Raw genomic sequence first — 23,667 nt, forward strand, 5'->3', positions numbered from 1 at the left:
TGATTCTCTAGGGAAAAAAGATCGCCTCACCCTTCAGCGCTTCCGCCAGCATTTTCTCATACTTGCCGCGTGGCACGTCGACTGCGCCGAAGCGCTTGAGATGCTCGGTGGTGAATTGCGTATCAAGCAGAGCGAAGCCGCGTGCCTTCAAACGCTCGACGAGATGCACGAGGCAGGTCTTCGACGCATCCGTCGCCTTGGAAAACATGCTTTCGCCGAAGAATACCCGCCCGAGCGACACGCCATAGAGGCCGCCGACCAATTTGTCCTCATGCCAGGCCTCGACCGAATGGCAATGGCCCATGCGGTGCAACTGCACATAGGCCTCGCGGATCGGCGCATTGATCCAGGTCGAGCGGCGCCCCTCGCGCTTTTCGGCGCAGCCGTCGATCGTCGCCTCGAAATCAAAGTCGAAACGGATGTCGAACGGGTTTTTGCGGATCACCTTCCTCAAGCTTTTGGGCGTGTGGAAGCCGTCGAGCGGAATGATGCCGCGCGTCTCCGGCCGCACCCAGAAAACTTCAGGGTCGCTGGCGCTTTCGGCCATCGGGAAGACGCCCGAGGCATAGGCCTTGAGCAAGAGGTCGGTGGGGATGCGATAGCCGGGCGCGTAAGGGCGGGTCATCGCGTCCCCGGACTACTCTTCCTTGGCCAGGTATTTTTCCAGCCAATGGATGTCATAGTCGCCATTGGCGATGTCGGCATTGCCGACCAGATCGCGAAACAGCGGCAAGGTCGTCTTGATGCCGTCGACGACGAATTCATCCAGCGCCCGCCGCAGCCGCATCATGCATTCGACGCGGTTGCGCCCATGCACGATCAGCTTGCCGATCAGGCTGTCGTAGTAGGGCGGGATCTTGTAGCCGGAATAGACGCCGGAATCGACGCGGATGCCGAGACCGCCCGGCGTGTGGAAATGCGTGATCGTGCCGGGCGAGGGGGTGAAGGTGCGCGGATCCTCGGCATTGATGCGGCATTCGATGGCGTGGCCATTGAACTTGATGTCTTCCTGCCTGACCGAAAGACCGCCGCCGGAAGCGACGCGGATCTGCTCGTGGACGAGATCGATGCCGGTGATCGCTTCCGTCACCGGATGCTCGACCTGCAGGCGCGTGTTCATTTCGATGAAATAGAACTCGCCATTCTCGTACAGGAACTCGATCGTGCCGGCGCCGGAATAGCCGAGATCGGCAATGGCCTTGGCGCAGATGCCGCCGATGCGGGACCGCTCTTCGGCGTTGAGCGCCGGCGAGGGCGCCTCTTCCCAGACTTTTTGATGGCGGCGTTGCAGCGAACAGTCGCGCTCGCCGAAATGCACGCCGCGGCCGAAGCCGTCGCCGAACACTTGCACCTCGATGTGGCGCGGCTTTTCCAGGTATTTCTCGATGTAGACGGCATCGTCGCCGAAGGCCGCACCGGCTTCCGTGCTCGCAGTCTGCAAGGCAATCTCGAGGTCAGCCTCGGTAAGGGCAACCTTCATGCCGCGCCCGCCGCCGCCGGCCGATGCCTTGATGATCACGGGATAGCCGATCTCGGCGGCAATGCGCCTGGCTTCTTTTTGATCGGTGACGGCGCCGTCCGAACCGGGCACCACCGGGATACCAAGGCGCTTGGCGGTGCGCTTGGCCTCGATCTTGTCGCCCATGATGCGGATATGGTCGCCGGACGGGCCGATGAAGGTGATGTTGTGCGCGGCCAATATATCGGCGAACTTGGCGTTCTCCGACAGGAAGCCGTAGCCTGGGTGCACGGCATCGGCGCCGGTGATCTCGCAGGCCGCGACGATCTGATGGATGTTGAGATAGCTGTCGCGCGATGGCGGCGGCCCGATGCAGACGCTCTCGTCGGCAAGCCGCACATGCATGGCGTCGGCGTCGGCGGTCGAATGCACCACCACCGTCTGGATGCCAAGTTCCTTGCAGGCGCGCAGCACCCGAAGCGCGATTTCGCCGCGATTGGCGATGAGGATCTTCTGGAACATCCGGCCCGCTCTACTCGATCACGACGAGCGGCATGCCGTATTCGACCGGCGTCGCATCCTCGAACAGGATCGCCGTCACCGTGCCGGCGCGCGGCGAGGGGATCTGGTTCATCGTCTTCATCGCCTCGATGATCAGCAGCGTCTGGCCTTCCTTGACCTTCTGGCCGACCTCGATGAACGCCTTGGCGTCGGGCGACGGCGCCAGATAGGCGGTGCCGACCATCGGCGAGGTGACCGCGTTCTTGGACACATCGACCACCGCCGGCACTGCTGCTGCAGCGGTTTGGGCGGCAGCTGGCGCATAGGTGGGCTGGGATGCCGCAATCGCGTGGACGGCAGGCGCCTGCCGCGACACGCGCACCTTCAGGTCACCCAGTTCAACCTCGATCTCGGTCAGGTTGGTGTCGTTCAGTATGCCTGCCAGATCGCGGATCAGTTGCTGGTCAACACCGGTCTTCTTTATCGACATTTTCGAGCCTTCTGTTTGTTGGCCGGTCATAGGCGTGCGGCCAGCGCCTGTAGCGCCAGCGTGTAGCCGAGCGGCCCAAAGCCACAGATCATGCCGACGGCGACCGGCGCGACCATGGAGACGTGGCGGAATGATTCCCGCGCATGGATGTTGGAAAGGTGAACTTCCGCGACCGGCAGCGGCGCGACCGAACGGATGGCGTCATGGATCGCGATCGAGGTATGGCTGTAGGCGCCTGGATTGATGACGATGCCGGCGGCCTTGTCGCCTGCTTCCTGGATCCAGTCGACAAGATCGCCCTCGTGGTTCGACTGGCGGAAATCGATCTCGAGTCCAAGCGACGCACCGGCCTGCTTGCAGTCGTCGGCGATCGCGGCAAGCGTCTTGCCGCCATAGATGCCCGGCTCGCGCTTGCCGAGCGCGTTGAGATTGGGACCGTTCAGGACGAAAACCGTTTTCAAAAAAGCCGACCTCTTCCGGCGCCGGTCTCAAACCGGCGCGCTGGGCCTCTATACCGGGCATAGCCGTCCGCGAAAAGAGCGCAAGTGCGTTCTTTCACTGTCCACAACAGGTCGAAATGCGCCCGTGAAGAAAAACCCCGGCTGGTCAAAGCGCGGCTTTCGCCGCCTCGATCTTTTCCGCCAGCACGTCCTTCCCGAGAGCCCCGAAAACGACCTCGTTGCCGACGACATAGGACGGGGTTCCGGTGATCGACAGCTTGTTGGCAAGATCGTAGGTCTTGGAGAAGGCCTCGGTGATCGACGGATCCTTCATCTTCTCGCGCAACGTCGCCTCGTCGGCGCCGAGCGAAAGCGCGATCTTGATCGCAGCCGCTTCGGTGGCGCGCCCCTGGCCGCCGAGCAGCGCATTGTGGAACTCGCCGTACTTTTCTGGCTTCATCAGGTGGAACGCCATCGAGACGACGCTCGCCTTCTGCGAATCCGGCCCGAGGATCGGGAATTCCTTGAGCACGAAGCGCAGATCTGGATCGGATTTGGTCAGCGCCCGCATGTCGTCGATGGCGCGTCTGCAGAAGCCGCAATTGTAGTCGTAGAACTCGACGATCGTCACCTTGCCGTTCGGGTTGCCGACGATGCCGTCGAAGCTGGAGTTGAAGATCTGCTCCTTGGCGTTCTTGATGACGCCGAGCGCGGCGAGGCGCTGTTCTTCCTTCTGCTTGGCCTCGAGCGCGTCCTGCACTTCGAGCAACACTTCCGGGTTCTTCAAGAGGTAATCGCGGATGATCCCTTCGACCTCGGCGCGGTCGATCTTGGTATCGGCCGCCTTGGTATCGGCCCCCGCCGTCTGGACAGGCTGAGTCGTCTCGACAGGCTGCGCCGTGCCGGCCTTGGCAATCTGTGGGCTGCCGGCGACGAAACCGAAAGCCAGCATGGCAAGGGCTACAGCGATCCCCGTGGTGCCCAGCAACAGTGCCTTTTTCATCGTTCTCGTTCCTTTTGCCTGTTTCCCGGTGCGGCTGTGTCGCAGCGCGTCGCCGGAAGGTTCACTAGATCTTGCTAGACGATTTGTAGTTTATGATGTCCTGCGCGCGTATCCAGCGCGGCTCGCCGCGCTTCATCTGCTGCTGCGCCCGCATGGCGAAGATTTTCGCATCCTTGTAGTTACCGGAATAGAAATGACCTTCGGCGGTGGCAAGCTCGGCGCCCGGTATGTCACCCAACTCGCCATAAGCCTGCGCCAGATAACGGTACCCCTCGGAATTTTCCTTGTCTCGCGCCAGGCCATTGTTGATTTGCACGACGGCCTTCTTCAGCGAGTCGGGCGTGCCGACCGCCATCAGCGCCTGGCCAAGCGAGACAGGCAGCAAGCCGGATCGCGCCGGATCGAGGCTGACCGCCTTGGCGTAGGCTTCCGCCGCCTCCTTGGGCTTGTTCGCCTTCATCAAGATGTCGCCGCGCAACTCCTGGAAATAGGCATTCTTGGGCTGCGCCTTGATCAAGGCGTTGGTCTTGGCGAGTGCACCGGCGATGTCGCCGTAAAGGTATGTCGATTGGGCATCGCCATACTGCCCGGCGAGGCTGCCTCTCATTTTTTGCATCAGCCGCGCTGCAGCGGCCTGGCCTTCCATGTAGACGGCGATCTTCACCCGCATCATGTCATGGCGCTGCTGCAGCGCCGCCGGGTCAGGTTTGTCGACATTGGGGCTCTGCTGCACCAGCACTTCGAGATTGGCGATTCGGTCCTGCGGCATTGGGTGGCTGATCCGATAGGGATCGATTTGCGCACCCGACAGCGACAGCGCGGTCTGGAAGCGCCGAAACGTCTTCAGCATGCCCATGCCGGACTGGCCGGTGGCGTTGAGATAGGTGATGGCGGAGCGGTCGGCCGTGATCTCCTCGGTACGCTGGTAGGCGAGGATGCTGCGCTGCGCCATCTCGCCGCCGCCGGCGGCCACGCCCATGCCGGCGCCGGCAAGGCCGCGGCTGTTGGTGGTCGCACCGGCAACGATCGCGCCGGCGCCAAGCAATGTCGCGATGATGGCCATCGTCTTGGCGCGCTCGAGCTGGTCGCGCAGTTTCTGCTGGTGGCCGCCGGCGATATGGCCGGCTTCATGCGCGATGACGCCGATGATCTCGTTGGGCGTTTCGGCCGTCATCAGCGCGCCGGTGTTGATGAACAGCCGCCGCCCGGTGACGAAAGCGTTGAAGCTGGAATCGTTGACCAGCACGATATCGATGCCGTCATTAGCGAGCCCCGCCGCCTTGAAGATCGGCCGTGCGTAATCGCGCACCAGAGCCTCGATCTCGGCATCGCGTACCACCGGCAGGTTTTGGGCAAAGGCGGTGGCCGAACTCGTCACCGCGACCGCGACGCCAAGCGAAAGCGTCGTGAAAACACGCGCAATCCGGGCAATCGTTGATCTGGGTCGGCTCAACATGACGTGTCCACTGGTAGACGAGCGGGCGAAAGATGAAAAGTCGGCACCGGAAACTTCCTCAACTTGTGATCCTCACATCAATCGGGCATTTGTGCGGCGCATGGTTTCGAGGGCATGGCGCGCCCAACCGCCTGGATAGGAATAAAATGGTCGTTTCACTCTCACGTCGTGGCAATGTCGAGCCGTTCCACGCCATGGATGTGCTGGCCGAAGCAAACAGGCTGAGGGCCCAGGGCGTGCCGGTGATCTCCATGGCGGTCGGCCAGCCCTCAGATCCGGCGCCCGCACGGGTTCGCGCCGCGGCGGCCAAGGCCTTGGAGCACGGCCGCATAGGCTACACCGACACGTTGGGTCTGGCCGCCCTGCGCAAGGTGATCGCGGAGCATTACGCGGATCACTATCGGCTCGAAATCGAACCCGGCCGGATCGCGGTGACCACGGGTTCGTCGGCGGCCTTCAATCTCGCCTTCCTGGCGATGTTCGATCCGGGCGACCGCGTCGCCATCGCGGCACCCGGCTACCCTGCCTATCGCAACATCATGGCGGCGCTCGGCATCGATGTGGTCGAGATCGAGCTCGGGGACGCTGCCTATCTGCATGCCGGTCATCTGGAGGCCGCGCACCGCGAGAAGCCGTTGAAGGGCGTCCTGTTTGCAAGTCCGGCGAATCCGACCGGCGCGGTCATACCGGCCGACGAACTGTCGGCGCTGGTCAATACAGCGGAGACGCTGGGCATCGCCGTCATCTCCGACGAGATCTACCACCGGTTGGCCTATGGCGCCCCGGACACCACGGCACTGGCCTTCGGCAACAGCGTGACGGTGATCAATTCGTTCTCGAAATACTATTGCATGACCGGCTGGCGCATCGGCTGGATGGTGTTGCCGGAAGAACTGGTGCGGCCCGTCGAGCGCATCGCCCAGAGCCTCTACATCTCGTCGCCGGAACTGTCGCAGATTGCCGCGATCGAAGCCTTTGCCGCGACCGAAGAGCTGGAAGCGGTCAAGGGCCGCTACGCCTGGAATCGCGAGCTGCTGATGAAACGCCTGCCGGAGCTCGGCTTTCCGCTGGCCGCGCCCATGGATGGCGCCTTCTATGCGTTTTGCGATGTCACAAGGCACACCAATGACAGCATGGCCTTTGCGCGCAAGATGCTGGCCGAGGCGCATGTGGCGGCGACACCCGGCCGCGACTTCGACACCCAGGCGGGGCATCGCACGATGCGGTTTTCCTATGCCGGCAGCCACGACGACATGGTCGAGGCGATGGCGCGCATCGAACGCTGGTTGAGGTAGCACCATGCCGGAACTCGAACAGGCCCCCAAACTTGATCAAGCATTGGCCGAAGTCGCCTCGGAAATGGCCGAGTGGACCGATCGCGGCGATGTTGCGACCTACATTCCCCAATTGGGCAAGGTCGATCCAAGGAAATTCGGCATTGCCACCGTCACCAATGACGGTCGCGTGCTGGTTGCGGGCGATGCCGACCAGGCATTTTCGATCCAGAGCATCTCGAAGGTGTTCACATTGACGCTGGCGCTCGGCAATGTCGGCGACGCGCTATGGAAACGGGTCGGGCGCGAGCCGTCCGGCAATCCGTTCAACTCGATCGTCCAGCTCGAGCATGAGAACGGCATTCCGCGCAATCCGTTCATCAATGCCGGCGCCATTGTCATTTCCGACATCCTGCTTGCCGGCCACCAGCCGCGCGAGGCGATCGGCGAGATCCTGCGTTTCATCCAGTTCCTGGCCGACGACGAGACCATCATCATCGACCGCGAGGTCGCCGCGTCCGAACGCGCCACCGGTTATCGCAACTTCGCGCTCGCCAACTACATGAAATCCTTCGGCAATCTTCATCACGCGCCGGAACTGGCGCTCGGCGTCTATTTCCACCATTGCGCTATCGCCATGAGTTGCCGGCAACTGGCGATGGCGGGCCGCTTCCTCGCCAATGGCGGCAAGAACCCGGCGACCGGTCATACTGTGGTGTCGGCCGAGCGGGCGCGGCGCATCGGCGCCATGATGCTGACCTGCGGCCACTATGACGGCTCCGGCGATTTCGCCTTCCGCGTCGGCATTCCGGGAAAAAGCGGCGTCGGCGGCGGCATATTGGGCATCGTGCCGGGCGTCGCCTCGCTTGCCGTCTGGTCGCCGGGTCTCAACGCCAACGGCAATTCCAAACTGGGTTCGATCGCGCTGGAAAAGCTGGCCAGGATGATGAACTGGTCGATCTTCGCGCCATAGCGCTTTTCACTGAGTTCGAACGCCAGACATGAAAAATCCCGCGCCGTCTTTCGACCGGCGCAGGATTCTTTTTGTCAGCAAATCAGTTCAAGTGGCCAAAAAGGCTTAGAAAAAGCCCTTCCGCTGCCACCAGCCGGCACGCTTCGGCTTTTCGTCGGCCTTGGCTTCCGGCTCACTGGCGACGGTCGAGGAGACCACCGGTACCACCGGCGCATCGATGGCCGCCGGCTTGCGTCGTGACGGTCGGGCCTTTGCAGGCTCTTCCGCGACGGCAGCAGCCACTGTTTCCTCGGCAACAGCCACCGAAGCCTCGACCGGCGTTTCCGCGGCTGCTTCGACGACAGTCGTTTCAGCAACGGCCTCGGCGGCTGCCTTTTTCGGCTTGGCTGCGCGACGCGGCTTCTTGGGCTTCTCGGTGCTCGGCACCTCTTCGCTCACCGCAGCCACAGGCTCTTCCGCCACAGCAACAGCCACCGGCTCGATCGACGCAGGCTCGCTTTCGGAAGCATCAGCCTCGGAAGCCTCGGTCGTCTCGCCAGCACTTGCCTCGGTCTCGCCTTCGCCGTCTTCACGGCGGTTGCGCTTGCCGCCGCGCTTGCCGCGCCGCCGCTTCTTGCCCTGGCCGTCATCCGAAGCCTGCGCCGCCTCGTCAGAGGCGCTGGCAGCGATCGGAGCGGCGTCGTCGGCTTCGCCGTCGTCATCGTCCGCCGCGTTTGCCGATTCGGCGAAATCGCCGGCCGGAGCGGAGACGGATGAGCCATCCGCCGGGGCGCCATGTTCGCGATCGCGGTCCCTGCCGCCGCGACGTCTGCGACGCTTGCGGCGCTTGCGGTCGCGGCCTTCACCGTCCTCGCCAGCGGCAGGTCGCGGCTGCTGGTTTTGCTGCGGCTGCTGGCGCGGCTGTTCGGGCTGGGCCGATACCTCTTCGTCTTCCTCGACGACGACAATCTCGTCCTCGGGCTCTTCCGGCTCGACATAGGCCGGGAAGCTGCGCGCCTCGACAAAGCCTTCAGGCTTTTCGGCCAGCGCGCCGCGGAAGATCGCATAGTGCTGCGCGCCAACCGTATCGTCGGCCTCGATGGTGATGGTCAGGCCGAAGCGGCTTTCGAGTTCCACCAGTGTGCCGCGCTTGTGGTTGAGCACGTAGAGCGCGGTCGCCGCCGGCGTCCGCACCGTGATGTGGCTGCGCGAATCCTTGAGCAGGAATTCCTCGATCGCCCGCACCACCATCAGCGCGACCGACGAATCGGAGCGCACATGGCCGGTGCCGCCGCAATGCGGGCAGGGCTTCATGGTCGATTCCAGCACGCTGGCGCGGATGCGCTGGCGTGACATCTCCATCAGGCCGAAATGCGAGATGCGGCCGACCTGGATACGGGCACGATCGTTCTTGAGGTGATCCTTCAGCCGCTTCTCGACGGAGCGGTTGTTGCGGTTCTCCTCCATGTCGATGAAGTCGATGACGATCAGGCCGGCCAGATCGCGCAGCCTGAGCTGACGCGCGACTTCCTCGGCCGCTTCCAGATTGGTGTGGAGTGCCGTGTCCTCGATCGAGTGCTCCTTGGTGGAGCGACCCGAATTGACGTCGATGGCGACCAACGCCTCGGTCTGGTTGATGATGATGTAGCCGCCGCTCTTCAGCGTCACTTGCGGCTGCAGCATGCGGTCGAGCTGCGCCTCGATGCCGTTGCGCACGAAGATCGGCGTCGTGTCGCGGAACGGCTGAACCACCTTGGCGTGGCTCGGCATCAGCATGCGCATGAAGTCCTTGGCCTCGCGGTAGCCCTCTTCGCCGGAGACGAGAATCTCGTCGATATCCTTGTTGTAGAGGTCGCGCACCGAACGCTTGATCAGGCTGCCTTCCTCGTAGACGAGGGCAGGGGCGGTGGACTGGAGCGTGAGATTGCGCACGTTCTCCCAAAGCCGCATCAGATATTCGTAGTCGCGCTTGATCTCGGCCTTGGTGCGGCTCTCGCCGGCGGTGCGCAGGATAACGCCCATGCCCTGCGGCACTTCGAGATCGGCGACGACCTCCTTGAGGCGCTTGCGGTCGACCGCGCTGGTGATCTTGCGCGAAATGCCGCCGCCGCGGGCCGTGTTGGGCATCAGCACCGAATAGCGGCCGGCAAGCGACAGGTAGGTGGTGAGTGCGGCGCCCTTGTTGCCGCGCTCTTCCTTGACGACCTGCACCAGAAGGATCTGCCGGCGCTTGATCACTTCCTGGATCTTGTACTGGCGGCGTACCGGCTTGCGGCGGTTGCGCACTTCTTCCAGCGCATCCTCGGCGCCGACCGATTCGATCTCGTGGTCATCGGGATGCGAGGACTGTACTTCCTCCAGCATACCGCGATCACTGTCGCCGGACGTTGCTTCAGTGCCCTGTTCCGGCTGCGAGACGGGTTCGGAAATCACATCGCCTTCGACCGCGGCGGCGATCGATGTCGGGCCACCCTCGCGGGGTTCGGTTTCGTCCTGTTCGGCGGAACCTTCATCATGGCCGGATGCATCAGCATGCTCCGAGCTATCTGAATGTTCTGATGTATCGGCTGCGTGTTCGATGATCTCGGAGGTGTGGGAGATCTCCTCGACAACGATGTCGCCATTGTCGCTGCCTTCGCCTGCCTCGCCGGAGCCTTCGCCTGCTTCGCCCGCATCGCGCTTGTGCTCACCGCGCTCGCGGCTCTTGCCGCCACGCCGGCGCCCGCGTCGTCCGCGCTCGCGGCTCTGGCGGTCCTCGCCGTCACCATCCTCGTCCTCTTCGTCTTCGGCCTCTTGCGCTTCGGCGCGCAGCAGGGCCTGACGGTCGGCGACCGGGATCTGGTAGTAGTCGGGGTGTATTTCACTGAAGGCGAGAAAACCGTGACGGTTGCCGCCATATTCGACAAAGGCTGCCTGAAGGGAGGGTTCGACGCGCGTTACGCGGGCGAGGTAGATATTTCCTTTGAGCTGCTTCTTGTCCTGGGATTCAAAGTCGAATTCTTCGATACGGTTACCGCGTACGACGACAACGCGTGTTTCCTCCGGGTGGGAGGCGTCTATCAGCATTTTGTTGGGCATTATTTCGTTTCCTCCCGGCAGCCGTCAGCCGCAGCTTGCAAGGCAAAGCCCGCTGCTGCGTGTCTGGAGTGTGGGTGCCGGATGTCTGAATGTCCGCCGGACGGTGCCTGCGCGTCATGGCGGTGCCGCCCGCAGCCATACTGGCGCGGTTTGATGCGGACCTTTCCATGATTGCGCTTGAAGCCATCGTCACCAGCAGAACCTTTTGAACCAAAGCCCGGAAACCGGACCAGCTTGTTTGCTCATACAGAGCCGGCACGGGAACAAACCCGGCCGTTTTCCTCACGCAGGTGATTCCCCCGCCACGGGAGCACACCTGCGAAATTCGTCGCAATCACCTGAACCCTTTTCGCGTGAAGCGAAAGGAGCCGCCTTTTCATCTGACCCTGTAGCAGGAAGCTGCGGAGGAGGGCGGTTCCAGGATTGCAGTGATCCACTATCGCTTTTATGATTTGACGGGGTGGAAGGCAACCCCGATTTCCGATGCCGGCAAAAAGCAGTTCCGTAGCGTAAGCCTGGGTTCCGAACCTTGCGTGAAAAGGCTTGGTTAACCTTCTCTGGATACCAATCGTTAATCGAGTTCGCGGCCTAACCGGCACTTCGACGAAATGAGCGGGCGCCTGGCGCCAAACCGGGAGCGACTGGAAGAGATGGGACTGGCAGACTTCACAGACAAGGGATGTCGTGTCGGCAGCCGGATTCTGCGCGCCTTCTGTCTCTTGGTGCTGGTGGCGATTTCCCAAGTGCTTTCCCCCGTTGCAAACGCCGCCGACGCGCCATTGGTGGCGAAAGGCTACAAGATGGCGGGCGATGCCACCAAGATGCGCATCGTCATGGATTTCGACCGCGAACCGGACATCAAATGGTTCCTGCTGCGCGGACCCAATCGCCTGGTCATCGACCTGGCGAATACCAGGCTGGCCATCGACGCCAAGGATTTGAAGCCGCGCGGCCTGGTCAGGGGCGTGCGCCTGGGCGCACTCGGCGAGGGCGTTTCGCGGCTGATCCTGACCGGCAAGGGGCCGTTCGCCGTCGACAAGCTGGATGTGCTCAAGAATGAGGACGGGACCGGCTACCGCATTGCCATCGACATGTCGGCCGCATCCGAACGGGAGTTCGACGTAGCCCTTGCCAACCAGGCGCTGACCACCGGCTCGACGGTTTCGACCGATAAGGGCGGGCGGGTCGGCACCGGCCCGGTCTCCAATCCCGGTCACCGCTTCACCGTCGTCATCGATCCCGGCCATGGCGGCGTCGACGGCGGCGCCGAGGGCCTGAACGGCACCATCGAGAAGAACGTCACGCTGGCCTTTGCCACGGAGCTGCGTGACAAGCTCGCGGCCATCGGCAAATACGACGTCTTCATGACGCGCGACACCGATGAATATCTGCGCCTGGACGACCGCGTGCGCATTGCCCGCCAGCATGAAGCCGATCTGCTGATTTCGATCCATGCCGATACAATCAGCGTCAAGGGCATCCGCGGCGCCACCGTCTATACTGTCTCCGACAAGGCATCTGACCCGCAAGCGCAGGCGCTTGCCGACCGCGAGAATCTCTCCGACCAGTTCGCCGGCATGGTCATCAAGGACGATAACAAGGAAGTGACCGACATCCTGATCGACCTGATCCGCCGCGAGACGCACACATTTTCGATGAGTTTCGCCCACACATTGGTCGGCCAGCTCTCGACCAGCGTCGGCCTCATCAACAATCCCCAGCGTTCCGCCGGGTTCAAGGTGCTGAAGGCGCCAGACGTGCCATCCGTGCTGGTCGAACTCGGTTATCTCTCGAATGCCAAGGACGAGGCGCAGCTGCTCGACGCCGAATGGCGCGGCAAGGCCGCACAAAGCATTACCAACGCCGTAGCACTGTTTGCTTCCGCCCGGGTCGGAACGGCAACTGGGGGCTGACATGGCTGTCGACCTGCAATCAGGGGTGGCGTTGCTGGATAACAACACCCGGCGCCTTTATTTCCGGCGCGCGGTCACGAAATCAGGCCTTGCCGTATTTTGTCCACATGGTGGCGACATGGGTTTTCAATTACGGATTGGGACCGGCTCGAAAGCTTGCGTGGAAGGCGGCTTCGTTTAGGAAATTCCCGAACCAAGGACTGGAGCGGGTATGATTCGTCTCATTGGCTATTTCTTCGGCATCGGCACGACGCTGGCCCTTCTGGCTGCGGCGGGCGTTGCGCTTTACATTGGCCATGTAGCAAAGGATCTGCCTGACTACGAAGTGCTGGCCAAGTACGAGCCGCCGGTGACCACCCGCATCCATGCTTCGGATGGCGCTCTGATGGCGGAGTATGCGCGCGAACGGCGCCTGTATTTGCCGATCCAGGCCATTCCGGATCGCGTCAAGGCGGCCTTCCTGTCCGCCGAGGACAAGAATTTCTACAGCCATCCCGGTGTCGACATAACGGGGCTGGGCCGCGCGATGCTCACTTACGTTTCGGGTGGACCGATGCAGGGTGGTTCGACGATCACCCAGCAGGTTGCCAAGAACTTCCTTCTTACCAACGAGCGCTCCCTGGAACGCAAGGCCAAGGAGGCCATCCTTTCGTTCCGCATCGAACAGGCTTATTCCAAGGATCGCATCCTCGAGCTCTATCTCAATGAAATTTTCTTTGGCTTCAACGCTTATGGTGTCGCCGGCGCGGCACTGACCTATTTCGACAAATCGGTGAACGAACTGACCGTGGCCGAGGCCGCTTATCTGGCTTCGCTGCCGAAAGGTCCGGCCAACTACAATCCCTTCAAGCATGCCGATCGCGCGATCGAGCGGCGAAACTGGGTCATCGGCCAGATGGTCGAGAACGGTTACGTGACCCCCGAAGAGGGTGCGAAGGCGAAGGCCGAGCCGCTTGGTGTCGCCCCACGCCGCACTGGCTCCTATTTGTTCGCGGGCGAGTATTTCACGGAAGAGGTCCGTCGCCAGATCATCGCCCGCTATGGCGAGAATGCGCTCTATGAGGGCGGCCTTTCCATTCGCACCACCCTGGATCCGAAGGTTCAGCTTATCGCCCGTAAGGCGATGCAGAACGGTTTGATGAAATACGACACGCTGCGTGGCTATCGCGGGCCGGTGACGTCGATTGACGTGTCGAGCGACTGGGGCGTTCCACTGGGCGCCGTCAAGGGGCTGGAAGACGTTCCCGAATGGTCGCTGGCCGTGGTGCTCGACTCCTCGGCCTCCGGCCTCTCGATCGGCTTGCAGCCCGCACGCCAGGCGTCGGGCGAGATCGTCAAGGAACGTGTCGAAGGCACCGTCAGCAAGGACGACATGGGTTTCGCCATGCGCCATCTGGTCGACGGCAAGACGGTCAAGGCCAAGTCGCCGGCCGACGTGCTGAAGCCGGGCGACGTCATCTTCGTGCAGAAGAACGAAGGTTCCGACAATACATACAGCCTGCGTCAGGTTCCCGAGGTGGAAGGTGGCCTGATCGCGATGGATCCGCATACAGGCCGCGTGCTGGCCATGGTCGGCGGCTTCTCGTATTCGCAGTCGGAATTCAACCGCGCCACCCAGGCCATGCGCCAGCCGGGCTCCTCGTTCAAGCCGATCGTCTATTCGGCCGCGCTCGACAATGGCTATACGCCGGCCTCGGTGATCATGGACGGACCGATCACCATCCAGAGCGGCAACACGACGTGGACGCCGAAGAACTATGACGGCACCGTCGCCGGGCCGGCAACGCTGCGCTCCGGCATCGAGAAGTCGCGCAACCTGATGACAGTGCGGCTTGCCAACGACATGGGCATGAAGCTGGTCGTCGAATATGCCGAGCGCTTCGGCGTCTACGATCATCTGGCGCCGTATCTGCCGATGGCGCTGGGCTCCGGCGAGACGACCGTCATGCGTATGGTTTCGGCCTATTCGATCATGGCCAATGGCGGCAAGTCGATCAAACCATCGCTGATCGACCGCATCCAGGATCGCTACGGCAAGACCGTGTTCAAGCAGGATGAGCGTGGCTGCGAAGGCTGCAACGCACCTGAATGGAAGAACCAGCCGGAGCCGGAACTGGTCGACAATTCCGAGCAGGTGCTCGATCCGATGACCGCCTATCAGATCACCTCGATGATGGAAGGCGTGGTGCAACGCGGTACCGGCGCCACCATCGGTGAGCTCGGACGCCACATCGCCGGCAAGACCGGCACCACCAACGACGAGAAGGACGCCTGGTTCATCGGCTACACGCCGAACCTCGTGGTCGGTCTCTACATGGGCTATGACACGCCGCGCGGCCTTGGCCATGGCGCCACCGGCGGCGGTCTTGCCGCCCCGATCTTCAAGGATTTCATGCGTGTGGCGCTGGACGGCACGCCCAATGTCGACTTCAAGGTTCCCGACGGCATGAACCTGGTCGCCATCAATCGCAAGACCGGCATGCGTGCCGCGTCGGGCGATCCGGGCACCATCATCGAGGCCTTCAAGCCGGGCACTGGTCCCGCCGACAGCTACTGGGTGATCGGCATGGGCGCCGACGGCTCCAACGCGTCGGGCGGCCCGCTGTCGCCGCAGGCCAACCAGGCCATCCAGGACGGCGGCGGCGGCCTCTACTGAGCGGTCCAATGCCGACTGCTGGGCTGGCCTCGGGGCCGGCCCATTTCGCTTTACACATGGCAGCGCCGTCCCTATGTATCGCGCCGACCGAAGTGTCACTTCAGCAACAGGACAAAATACCAGGCCATGCGCGCGGAAACGCAGAATATTGTCGACGAGATCAGGCAGGCGATAACCCTGCTGAGGAGGCATCTTTGACTGGGATCAGGCCATAAAGCGGCTTGAATACCTGAATGTCCGTGCCGAGGACGCCAGCCTCTGGAACGAACCGCTGGAAGCGCAGAAGCTGATGCGCGAACGCCAGGGCCTCGAGGAAGGCATCGCGGCGGTCAAAGGCATCACCCAGGCGCTGGAAGACAATATCGGCCTGATCGGGCTCGGCGAGGAGGAAGGCGACGAAGGCGTCATCGCCGAGGCCGAAGCCGCGATCCGCTCGATGCAGGGCGAGGCGAAGGCCCGCCAGGTCGAAACGCTGTTGTCAGGCGAGGCCGACGCCAACGACACCTATCTCGAAGTCCATGCGGGCGCCGGCGGTACAGAGAGCCAGGACTGGGCTTCGATGCTGCTGCGAATGTACACGCGCTGGGCCGAGCGCCGCCGCTTCAAGGTCGAGGTGCTGGAAGTTCATGATGGCGAAGAAGCAGGCATCAAGTCCGCCACGCTGCTGATCAAGGGTCACAATGCCTATGGCTGGCTGAAGACGGAATCGGGTGTCCATCGCCTGGTTCGTATTTCGCCCTATGACAGCAATGCGCGCCGCCACACCTCCTTCTCTAGCATCTGGGTCTATCCAGTCGTCGATGACAGGATCGAGATCGACGTGTCCGAATCCGATGTTCGCATCGACACATATCGCTCGTCCGGTTCGGGCGGCCAGCACGTCAACACCACCGATTCGGCCGTGCGCATCACCCATATCGCCACGGGCATCGCTGTCGCATGCCAGGCCGAGCGTTCGCAGCACAAGAACAAGGCTAAGGCCTGGGAGATGCTGCGCTCGCGTCTCTACGAGGAAGAGCTGAAGAAGCGTGAGGCCGTCGCCAACGCCACGGAAGCCTCGAAGAGCGACATCGGCTGGGGTCACCAGATCCGTTCCTACGTGCTGCAGCCGTACCAGCTGGTGAAAGACCTTCGCACCGGCGTCGAAAGCACCAGCCCGTCGAGCGTGCTCGATGGCGACCTCGACGATTTCATGGAAGCCTCGCTGTCGCAGCGCATCGAGGGCGGTGCGGGTGAGGCCGTGGCGGATCTGGACTAGCGCCGTCCGCCGCCAAACCTGGCTTGTGACCGCTCGCACAGGACGAAGCGGCCATCACCGACGACGACTGCCGTAGTTGTGAGATCACCTGGTTGCTGCCTTGGGCGGCCGAGCAACAGGGTGCGGGCCGGTCTCGCAGCAATTTCTTGCGCCGACTCACATTTCGGCTCACCATCGGAGGCAGGAGGAGACAAAAGCATTTATGGCCGGTCGCGGCGTATCTGCTGACGATTTGGCCGCTGGGAAGACACGTTCCAGGAACGGGCAAGCGAAACGCTTGAACCTCGTTTGAAAGGAACGTTCCCATGTCTGCTGCCAGTTCCAGATCGGCCATTGCCGTTCCATCGGTTGGCCAGCTCCTCATCCCCCTGTGCGCGGCCTGCTTGATCGCGGCCCTATCGGCGCCGGCCTTGGCGCATGACGCCAAGCCGACCGCGGCCAAGCCGCAAGGCTGGAGTTATCCGTTTGCCTGCTGCGCGAACTATGACTGCCACGAAGTGTCGCAGACATCGATCAGCGAGCGCCCGGAAGGCTATGTCATCAAGGATACTGGGGAGGTGGTGGCGTACAGCGACAGACGGGTCAAGGATTCGCCCGACGGAGAATTCCATTGGTGCGCGCATCAAGCCGGGCTCGATGCCGGAAAGACCATCTGCCTGTTCGTGCCGCCATCGTCTTACTGAGCTTGCTGCCGCTGGTCGCGGGCAAAGCCTGCTGACGGACAGTTGTCAGGATCGCTTCTTTATGGTGCCCTGCCGCATGGGCGGCGGACAATCGAGAGGTGATGTTGATGACCATCAAGGGAAGCTGCCACTGCAAGGCGACGACATTCGAGGTTTCAGAGGCACCGCAGACGGTGACGCAATGCACCTGTTCGTTCTGCTCGAAACGCGGCTCGCTCTGGGCCTATTACATCCCGTCGCAATTCAAGCTCACCAGCCCGCTGGAAAACGTTTCTGTCTATGAGTGGGGCTCGAAAACCGTAAAACACGGTTTTTGCGCCACTTGCGGCTGCGGCACCTTCACGCAAACGCCGGATTGGTCGACCGGCAAGCCCGATTTCGACAATCCCAAGATCAGCGTCAATTCGCGGCTGTTCGATGATTTCGATCTCGACAAGGTTGAAGTGGTGATCATCGACGGCAAGAATCTCTGGTAGCCGGCCAAGGCGATCGTCACGTAACGGACCCCGGGAAAAGCCGTCGCGGGCATCTTTCCCGTTCCGCTTTTCGCCGCAATTCATGGTACAAGTCGCGGCAAGGGCTGATTTGGCGCCGTCGGAAAAGGCGCGACTTGGAGAGGGACCATCTATGAAGAAGACCGTGCTCGTCGTTGTGGCGACGGCTTTGTTCGTGACCGCATGCACCACCACCGACCCGTATACGGGCGACCAGAAGATTTCCAACACCGCCGCAGGCGCCGGTCTTGGTGCCTTGGCAGGCGCCAGCCTTGGTCTGCTTGCCGGCGGCAATGACCGCCGCAACGCGCTGATCGGCGCCGGCATCGGTGCGCTGGCCGGCGGCGCCATCGGTGCCACCATGGACCAGAACGAAGCTGAACTGCGCCGGCAGCTCGAAGGCACTGGCGTCAGCGTCACCCGCAGTGGCGACCAGATCATCCTCAACATGCCGTCTGACATCACCTTCAATGTCGATCAGGATGCGGTGAAGCCCGGCTTCTATCCGGTGCTGAACTCGGTCGCGCTGGTGCTGAAGAAGTTCAAACAAACCACCGTCGACGTGTTCGGTCATACCGATTCGACCGGCGGCGAACAGCACAATTTCGATCTGTCGCAGCGCCGCGCGCTGGCGGTTGCCAACTATCTGTCCGGTCAGGGCGTCGATCAGCGCCGCTTCGCCGTCACCGGCTTCGGCAAGACGCGGCCGATCGCATCCAATGCGACGGCCGCCGGCCGCGAGCAGAACCGCCGCGTCGAAATCCAGCTGTCGCCGCTCACCTGACCGGCATCGATCTGAAAACGAAAACGGCCCCGCAAGGGGCCGTTTTTATTTGAGGGACGTCGACGCTCTTCAGATACGCCAGAGCATTAGCTAGTTCTAATTAATGACTTTCCCGCAGTGATGGAAAGGAATAGCATCGTCCTGTTCCAGAGGGGATGAGGCGGGCACAACTGGCCGCGCTATAAGCATTTTTCCGCCTCGGTCTTGCACGGCCAGATCAGAAAGTCTGGGAGGAATGCATGACAAGAACAGGCCTTGGGCGCTGCGGCGTCCTCGTTTTGACCGGTGTTGTAGGCGCATGGTTGGGGGGCGCTACGGCTTGGGCCGAGGACGCCAACAAGGCCGACATCGATGCCTTGAAAAAGTCGCTCGCCAAATATGAAGACTACACCGCCGCCGTTCGCGATCTCTATCTGTCGACCGTCGGCTGTGTCTACTACAGCGGAGAAAAGATACCGGGCTCTATGGAATACCCGAAAGGCGCCATGGGCATTCATTTCGTCAACGTCCCAAGCGTCGGCCAGAAACTCGACCCGATGAAGCCCAACGTGCTGATCTACGAGCCGACCAAGAAGGGCCTGAAGTTGGTCGGCGTGGAATGGCTGGTGCCGCTGACCCCGGACGTCAAAGCGCCGCCGAAGCTGTTTGGCCAGACCTTCATGGGTCCGATGGAGGGCCACTATCCGCTCATTCCGAGGGAGTTCGTCCACTACGATCTTCACGCCTGGCTGTTCAGGGACAATCCGAACGGCATGTTCAGCCCGACGAACCCGAACGTGAAATGCACCAAGGCCGACTTTCCGATGCTGGAGAAGCCGACCAAGATGATGCCTGGGCCGATGTAACGGTCGAGGCAGGCCAGAAGCTTACTGCGACGGCAAGCCGGCTGACCGGCTAGCCGTCGAAAGCAGCCGGAGATCAGACCTTGGCGACGATGCGCATGAAGGCCGGCATGTCATCGCCAAAGCCAACGGTGGTGTCGTTATCTTCCTGGTGGCGGTGACGGGCAGGGCGGTTGCTGTCGCGCTGCGGCCTGGTATCGCCCCGTTCCGGTGCGCGCTGTTCGTTGCGATCGGAGGATTTGCGTTCGGTGTTGTCCGAACGGATCGCCTCCTTGCGCGCACGCCGTTCGCCAATGTCGGCGACAGCCGTCTCAGCCACATCGGGCTGTTCCTGCTGTGCGACCACGGTCGAGGCATCTTCCTCGCTGTGTTTGGCGCGACGTTCGCCGCCCTTCTTGCGCTCGCCCCTGTCCTTGCGATCGTCGTCCTTGCGGCCGGCGCGGCGCGGCGCGCCTTTGCCACGGCGCGGCGCATCGTCCTCGCCGCCTTCGCTGGCCACGACCGTCGACAGGTCGCCGTCATGCCACTCGATCTTGTTGCCGATCAGCCGTTCGATGGCGTCGATGTATTTGGTGTCCGACTTGGTCGCGATGGTGAAGGATTTGCCGGAGCGCCCGGCGCGGCCGGTGCGGCCGATGCGGTGGACATAGTCCTCGGCGTGTATCGGCACGTCATAGTTGAAGACGTGGCTGACATCGGGGATGTCGAGGCCGCGCGCCGCGACGTCCGAAGCCACGAGATAACGAAGCTTGCCGTCACGGAAATTGGCCAGCATCTGCATGCGGGCGCGCTGGTCCATGTCGCCGTGCAGGGCGCCGGCATCGAAATCATACTTCAGCAGCGAGCGGAACAGCTCGGACACCTCGACCTTGCGGTTGCAGAAGATGATGGCGTTCTTCAGTTCCGCGTCTTCGGCCTTGATGAGGTTGCGCAACGTCTCGCGCTTGTCCCAGGGCTTCGAGCCGGACTTGACCAGCCGTTGGATAATGTTGGTTGCAGCGGACGCGGCCTTCGAAACCTCGACGCGCACGGGCGCGTGCAGGAATTTTTCCGTCAGCTTGGTGATTTCCGGCGGCATGGTCGCCGAAAAGAACAGCGTCTGCCGGGTGAACGGGATCATTTCGCAGATGCGCTCGATATCGGGAATGAAGCCCATGTCGAGCATGCGGTCGGCCTCGTCGATGACGAGGATCTCGACGCCGTTGAGCAACAGCTTGCCACGTTCGCGGTGGTCGAGCAGACGACCGGGTGTCGCGATCAGCACGTCGGCGCCGCGCTCCAGCTTCTTGTCCTGCTCGTCGAACGACACGCCGCCGATCAAAAGCGCGATGTTGAGCTTGTGGTTCTTGCCGTATCTGATGAAATTCTCTTCGACCTGGGCGGCGAGTTCGCGCGTCGGTTCCAGGATCAGCGTGCGCGGCATGCGGGCGCGTGCCCGGCCCTTTTCGAGGCGGGTCAGCATCGGCAACACAAAGGAAGCCGTCTTGCCGGTGCCGGTCTGGGCGATGCCCAGAATATCCTTGCCGAGCAAGGCGTGCGGGATGGCACCAGCCTGGATCGGCGTCGGCTGGGTGTAGCCGGCATCGGTGACTGCGGAAAGGACCTTCGGCGACAGGCCGAGGTCTGCGAAGGTCAACGCTTCTTGAGCGGTCGTGGTGTCTGAGGACAAGTGTTGTTGTCTTTGGCTGGTTCGGGGAAGCGCAACGGCGTCTGTCGCGGCAAGCGCCACGCGCCTGCAAGATTGGTATTGCGATTAGGCGCAAGTCCGCGATTTGTCAACAGAAACGGGCGGGATTGGCACGATTGTGAAGTTGTAACCTTAATCGCGATGCTTAATCCGGCCGCTTGTCTGTGTGCCGGCTCAGTAACGGAACTGTTCGGCCAGGATGCGCTCGTTCCAGGAATGATTGGGATCGAACAGCAAGGTCGCCGTCGCAGTCGGCGATTCCCGCACCGTCACCGAAGTCACCGCCTTGACCTCGGTGTGATCGGCGGCGGCGTTCACCGGCCGCTTTTCCGGCTCGAGAATGTCGAAGCGCACAGTCGCCTTGTTGGAGAGCAAAGCGCCACGCCAACGACGCGGGCGAAACGGGCTGACTGGGGTCAGCGCCAGCAGTGGTGCGTCGAGCGGCAGGATAGGGCCGTGTGCGGAGAGATTGTAGGCGGTGGATCCGGCTGGCGTGGCGATCATCACGCCGTCGCAGCTGAGTTCCTCGAGCCGGATCTGTTCATCGACGCTGATGCGGATCTTGGCTGTCTGATAGGATTGGCGCCACAGCGCAACTTCGTTGATCGCCAGCGCCGAAACGGTTTCGCCTTCCGAGGTGACGGCCAGCATTTCCAGCGGGCGGATGGTTTCGGCGACCGCTGCCGCGATTCGCTCGGTGAGTCCTCCGGAACGGTACTCATTCATCAGGAACCCGATGGTGCCACGGTTCATGCCGTAGACCTTCTTTCCCGTTCCCATCGTGTCGCGCAAGGTCTGCAGCAGGAAGCCGTCTCCGCCCAGGGCCACCACGACCGCGGCCTCCGCGATCGAACATTGGCCATAACGCGCCGACAGACTTTCCAGCGCCGCCTTGGCGTCTGCTGTGTCCGACGAGACGAAGGCGATGCTGTTGGCGGCTGTGCTCATGGCTCCCCGATCGCGACCGATTGGCGGCGGGTCTGGTCGCGCCAGCGCCGGGGTAGCATGGTGCGGGCGGGTCTGCAAAGAGAGCCGTTGCGCCGGTGGCAAAGCCGTGCCGCGACGGCGTCGCCAGGACCGGCAGGTCGCGCTTCGTGACAGGGCGCGAGTGAATGTGATGGTTAAGGCGGGGCTTAAACTCTCGTAAAGGCGGATCGATCATGTTAGCCGGCATGGATGGCGTGGGGGCGCCCGCGGCACCGCAAGTATCCTTCGGGATGCCAAAGGACGCTGTGGCACATTTGATTTGTGCGCATGATCCCGTGGACGAACCTAGATGTTCGGGAGCACGCACCAACCAGACGAGGCCGACCTATTGCCGGTAGCACGCCTGATCATCGTCATTCTCATGCTGGGTAGCTTCGCGCTGGTCTTCGCCGAGCTTGTGCGCCAGTCGGAAGCAATGAGTAACAGACCGCAGCCCACGGCGTCACGCTGTGGCGATGCCACCGGGATGCCTTGCCCGCAACGGGCGTTGTAGCCCGCCAGAATACGCTCACCCACCCGCGCCAAGTACCGGCAACGCTCTGTCTATCCCGGCAACTGTTCATCGGGCGAGCGGCCACCGGCTGGCGCAAGACCAGTTTGGTCGTTGCAATTGCGGTGTCGATAAAAGCACTGATAGAAGACTTATCTGGATAGAATCCAGTTTCCATCATATTTGGAAAACAAGCGCTGCGGCGCGTTGACCGGCCGGGTTTCTGGAAGGGAGTGCGCATGCCGCGCAGTGTGTTGGTTTCTGGGGGCTGTGGCTTCATTGGCTCTCATCTTGTCGATCGCTTGCTGCTGCGCGACGATCTGGAAACGCTTGTCGTCGTCGACAATCTATGGACCGGATTGCGCGACAACCTTGCCCATGTCGCGGATCCGCGGTTCAACCTGCAGATTGCCGATGCCGAAAGCTTCACGGCCAGCCGGCATTTCGATGAGATCATCCATTTGGCGTCACCGGCTTCGCCCGTATGGTACATGCGCGAGCCGGCGCGCACGATCAGGGCCAACATAGGCGGCGCGCTCAATCTTCTATCGCTGCTCAGGCCCGGCGGTCGCTTCTGCTTCGCCTCGACCTCGGAGGTCTATGGCGATCCCATGGTCTCGCCGCAACCGGAGAGCTACCGGGGATCCGTGGACTGCACCGGGCCAAGGGCTTCCTATGATGAAAGCAAGCGCTGCACCGAGGCGCTGCTGTTCGAAGAGCAACGCGTCAGCGGGCTCGATGTCCGCGTCGTCAGGTTGTTCAACACCTATGGGCCGCGAACGCGCATCGATGATGGCCGCGCTGTTTCGAATTTTGTCAGCCAGGCCCTGACCACCGGAGTCCTGACCGTCTATGGCGACGGCTCACAATCGCGCAGCTGGGGTTACGTCGACGATATCGTCGATGGGTTGGAGCGTTTCTTCTGGCGCGACAGCATCTCGCACCGCGGCCCCTTGAACATCGGCAACAATCGCGAGGTCTCGGTTCTCGAGACCGCGAAATTCGTCAGTTCGCTTGTGCCGGGCAGCCGCATCGAACACCATGCACCTGCCCCGCAGGATCCGACGAACCGGTGCCCGGACTTGACCCTGGTAAGACAGGTTCTTCCCGGATGGGAGGCAAAGACCAGCTACCAGGAAGGGATCCGGCGCACCTTCGAATGGTTTGGCCGACAGATTGCGACCGACAGCAGATCGGCGGCAACTGCCTAGGAGACCCGA

General features: G+C 62.3%; 20 protein-coding genes. 11 read left to right on the forward strand and 9 right to left on the reverse strand.

Features of this window, described 5'->3' with window-relative positions; all coding sequences use genetic code 11:
• Positions 1–7 precede the first annotated feature (7 nt).
• The 6 genes from aat to AC1D05_RS03025 form a co-directional block, all read right to left on the reverse strand.
• A complete protein-coding gene (gene aat / locus AC1D05_RS03000) occupies positions 8–625 on the reverse strand; it encodes a leucyl/phenylalanyl-tRNA--protein transferase (RefSeq protein WP_477438005.1) in 618 nt (205 codons plus the stop codon).
• Positions 626–637: 12 nt separating this feature from the next.
• On the reverse strand, positions 638–1,981 hold the full coding sequence (gene accC / locus AC1D05_RS03005) for an acetyl-CoA carboxylase biotin carboxylase subunit (RefSeq protein ID WP_477438007.1): 1,344 nt from the start codon (positions 1,979–1,981) through the stop codon (positions 638–640).
• A 10-nt stretch (positions 1,982–1,991) separates the two neighbouring features.
• Positions 1,992–2,450: an acetyl-CoA carboxylase biotin carboxyl carrier protein gene (accB, locus tag AC1D05_RS03010; RefSeq protein WP_477438009.1), complete on the reverse strand. Its 459-nt coding sequence runs from the start codon at positions 2,448–2,450 to the stop codon at positions 1,992–1,994.
• Positions 2,451–2,476: 26 nt separating this feature from the next.
• Positions 2,477–2,911 (reverse strand): type II 3-dehydroquinate dehydratase, encoded by a 435-nt coding sequence (gene aroQ, locus AC1D05_RS03015; protein ID WP_019857903.1) that lies wholly within the window; start codon positions 2,909–2,911, stop codon positions 2,477–2,479.
• 145 nt (positions 2,912–3,056) lie between these two features.
• On the reverse strand, positions 3,057–3,893 hold the full coding sequence (locus tag AC1D05_RS03020; RefSeq protein WP_477438011.1) for a DsbA family protein: 837 nt from the start codon (positions 3,891–3,893) through the stop codon (positions 3,057–3,059).
• Between the two features lie 64 nt (positions 3,894–3,957).
• Entirely contained in the window at positions 3,958–5,349 is a 1,392-nt protein-coding gene (locus tag AC1D05_RS03025; RefSeq protein WP_477438013.1) for a M48 family metalloprotease, read from the reverse strand.
• A 146-nt stretch (positions 5,350–5,495) separates the two neighbouring features.
• Between AC1D05_RS03025 and AC1D05_RS03030 the strand changes: the two genes are divergently transcribed.
• Positions 5,496–6,644 carry a pyridoxal phosphate-dependent aminotransferase gene (locus AC1D05_RS03030; protein ID WP_477438015.1) on the forward strand — a complete coding sequence of 383 codons (1,149 nt, stop codon included), beginning with the start codon at positions 5,496–5,498 and terminating at the stop codon, positions 6,642–6,644.
• A 4-nt stretch (positions 6,645–6,648) separates the two neighbouring features.
• Positions 6,649–7,596 carry a glutaminase gene (locus AC1D05_RS03035; RefSeq protein WP_477438017.1) on the forward strand — a complete coding sequence of 316 codons (948 nt, stop codon included), beginning with the start codon at positions 6,649–6,651 and terminating at the stop codon, positions 7,594–7,596.
• A 105-nt stretch (positions 7,597–7,701) separates the two neighbouring features.
• On the opposite strand, the gene AC1D05_RS03040 is transcribed toward AC1D05_RS03035, so the two are convergent.
• The gene (locus AC1D05_RS03040) at positions 7,702–10,653 is read right to left on the reverse strand and encodes an Rne/Rng family ribonuclease (RefSeq protein ID WP_477438019.1); all 2,952 of its coding nucleotides are present in this window, start codon (positions 10,651–10,653) and stop codon (positions 7,702–7,704) included.
• Between the two features lie 650 nt (positions 10,654–11,303).
• Here AC1D05_RS03040 and AC1D05_RS03045 point away from each other — a divergent pair.
• From AC1D05_RS03045 to AC1D05_RS03080, 8 genes are all read left to right on the forward strand, one after another.
• A complete protein-coding gene (locus AC1D05_RS03045; RefSeq protein WP_477438021.1) occupies positions 11,304–12,566 on the forward strand; it encodes an N-acetylmuramoyl-L-alanine amidase in 1,263 nt (420 codons plus the stop codon).
• A 1-nt stretch (position 12,567) separates the two neighbouring features.
• Positions 12,568–12,747, forward strand: coding sequence for a hypothetical protein (locus AC1D05_RS03050; protein ID WP_477438023.1), 180 nt, complete (start codon positions 12,568–12,570; stop codon positions 12,745–12,747).
• A gap of 30 nt (positions 12,748–12,777) precedes the next feature.
• Positions 12,778–15,222 (forward strand): penicillin-binding protein 1A, encoded by a 2,445-nt coding sequence (locus AC1D05_RS03055; RefSeq protein WP_477438025.1) that lies wholly within the window; start codon positions 12,778–12,780, stop codon positions 15,220–15,222.
• Between the two features lie 126 nt (positions 15,223–15,348).
• Positions 15,349–16,480, forward strand: a protein-coding gene (gene prfB, locus AC1D05_RS03060; RefSeq protein ID WP_477438027.1) for a peptide chain release factor 2 whose coding sequence is annotated in 2 segments (ribosomal slippage) — positions 15,349–15,414 and positions 15,416–16,480 — 1,131 coding nt in all. Because the reading frame shifts where the segments join, the coding sequence is not laid out codon by codon here.
• 305 nt (positions 16,481–16,785) lie between these two features.
• Positions 16,786–17,163 carry a hypothetical protein gene (locus tag AC1D05_RS03065; RefSeq protein ID WP_477438029.1) on the forward strand — a complete coding sequence of 126 codons (378 nt, stop codon included), beginning with the start codon at positions 16,786–16,788 and terminating at the stop codon, positions 17,161–17,163.
• A gap of 107 nt (positions 17,164–17,270) precedes the next feature.
• Positions 17,271–17,639 (forward strand): GFA family protein, encoded by a 369-nt coding sequence (locus tag AC1D05_RS03070; RefSeq protein WP_477438031.1) that lies wholly within the window; start codon positions 17,271–17,273, stop codon positions 17,637–17,639.
• 151 nt (positions 17,640–17,790) lie between these two features.
• Positions 17,791–18,441: a YiaD family glycine zipper/OmpA-like lipoprotein gene (locus tag AC1D05_RS03075; RefSeq protein ID WP_477438033.1), complete on the forward strand. Its 651-nt coding sequence runs from the start codon at positions 17,791–17,793 to the stop codon at positions 18,439–18,441.
• A 239-nt stretch (positions 18,442–18,680) separates the two neighbouring features.
• A complete protein-coding gene (locus AC1D05_RS03080; protein WP_477438035.1) occupies positions 18,681–19,286 on the forward strand; it encodes a hypothetical protein in 606 nt (201 codons plus the stop codon).
• A gap of 73 nt (positions 19,287–19,359) precedes the next feature.
• On the opposite strand, the gene AC1D05_RS03085 is transcribed toward AC1D05_RS03080, so the two are convergent.
• Entirely contained in the window at positions 19,360–20,952 is a 1,593-nt protein-coding gene (locus AC1D05_RS03085; RefSeq protein WP_477438037.1) for a DEAD/DEAH box helicase, read from the reverse strand.
• Between the two features lie 192 nt (positions 20,953–21,144).
• The gene (locus AC1D05_RS03090) at positions 21,145–21,918 is read right to left on the reverse strand and encodes an NAD kinase (RefSeq protein WP_477438039.1); all 774 of its coding nucleotides are present in this window, start codon (positions 21,916–21,918) and stop codon (positions 21,145–21,147) included.
• Positions 21,919–22,686: 768 nt separating this feature from the next.
• On the opposite strand from AC1D05_RS03090, the gene AC1D05_RS03095 reads away from it, so the two are divergent.
• Entirely contained in the window at positions 22,687–23,658 is a 972-nt protein-coding gene (locus AC1D05_RS03095; RefSeq protein WP_477438041.1) for an NAD-dependent epimerase/dehydratase family protein, read from the forward strand.
• Positions 23,659–23,667 lie beyond the last annotated feature (9 nt).

It is taken from the genome of Mesorhizobium sp. P2_E9 (genome assembly GCF_056403815.1).

What these genes read in the sequence shown, in the direction of transcription:
- aat (WP_477438005.1), bottom strand. Translation starts at nt 625, where the DNA reads ATGACCCGCCCTTACGCGCCCGGCTATCGCATCCCCACCGACCTCTTG.
- accC (WP_477438007.1), bottom strand. Translation starts at nt 1,981, where the DNA reads ATGTTCCAGAAGATCCTCATCGCCAATCGCGGCGAAATCGCGCTTCGG.
- accB (WP_477438009.1), bottom strand. Translation starts at nt 2,450, where the DNA reads ATGTCGATAAAGAAGACCGGTGTTGACCAGCAACTGATCCGCGATCTG.
- AC1D05_RS03020 (WP_477438011.1), bottom strand. Translation starts at nt 3,893, where the DNA reads ATGAAAAAGGCACTGTTGCTGGGCACCACGGGGATCGCTGTAGCCCTT.
- AC1D05_RS03025 (WP_477438013.1), bottom strand. Translation starts at nt 5,349, where the DNA reads ATGTTGAGCCGACCCAGATCAACGATTGCCCGGATTGCGCGTGTTTTC.
- AC1D05_RS03030 (WP_477438015.1), top strand. Translation starts at nt 5,496, where the DNA reads ATGGTCGTTTCACTCTCACGTCGTGGCAATGTCGAGCCGTTCCACGCC.
- AC1D05_RS03035 (WP_477438017.1), top strand. Translation starts at nt 6,649, where the DNA reads ATGCCGGAACTCGAACAGGCCCCCAAACTTGATCAAGCATTGGCCGAA.
- AC1D05_RS03040 (WP_477438019.1), bottom strand. Translation starts at nt 10,653, where the DNA reads ATGCCCAACAAAATGCTGATAGACGCCTCCCACCCGGAGGAAACACGC.
- AC1D05_RS03045 (WP_477438021.1), top strand. Translation starts at nt 11,304, where the DNA reads ATGGGACTGGCAGACTTCACAGACAAGGGATGTCGTGTCGGCAGCCGG.
- AC1D05_RS03050 (WP_477438023.1), top strand. Translation starts at nt 12,568, where the DNA reads ATGGCTGTCGACCTGCAATCAGGGGTGGCGTTGCTGGATAACAACACC.
- AC1D05_RS03055 (WP_477438025.1), top strand. Translation starts at nt 12,778, where the DNA reads ATGATTCGTCTCATTGGCTATTTCTTCGGCATCGGCACGACGCTGGCC.
- AC1D05_RS03065 (WP_477438029.1), top strand. Translation starts at nt 16,786, where the DNA reads ATGTCTGCTGCCAGTTCCAGATCGGCCATTGCCGTTCCATCGGTTGGC.
- AC1D05_RS03070 (WP_477438031.1), top strand. Translation starts at nt 17,271, where the DNA reads ATGACCATCAAGGGAAGCTGCCACTGCAAGGCGACGACATTCGAGGTT.
- AC1D05_RS03075 (WP_477438033.1), top strand. Translation starts at nt 17,791, where the DNA reads ATGAAGAAGACCGTGCTCGTCGTTGTGGCGACGGCTTTGTTCGTGACC.
- AC1D05_RS03080 (WP_477438035.1), top strand. Translation starts at nt 18,681, where the DNA reads ATGACAAGAACAGGCCTTGGGCGCTGCGGCGTCCTCGTTTTGACCGGT.
- AC1D05_RS03090 (WP_477438039.1), bottom strand. Translation starts at nt 21,918, where the DNA reads ATGAGCACAGCCGCCAACAGCATCGCCTTCGTCTCGTCGGACACAGCA.
- AC1D05_RS03095 (WP_477438041.1), top strand. Translation starts at nt 22,687, where the DNA reads ATGCCGCGCAGTGTGTTGGTTTCTGGGGGCTGTGGCTTCATTGGCTCT.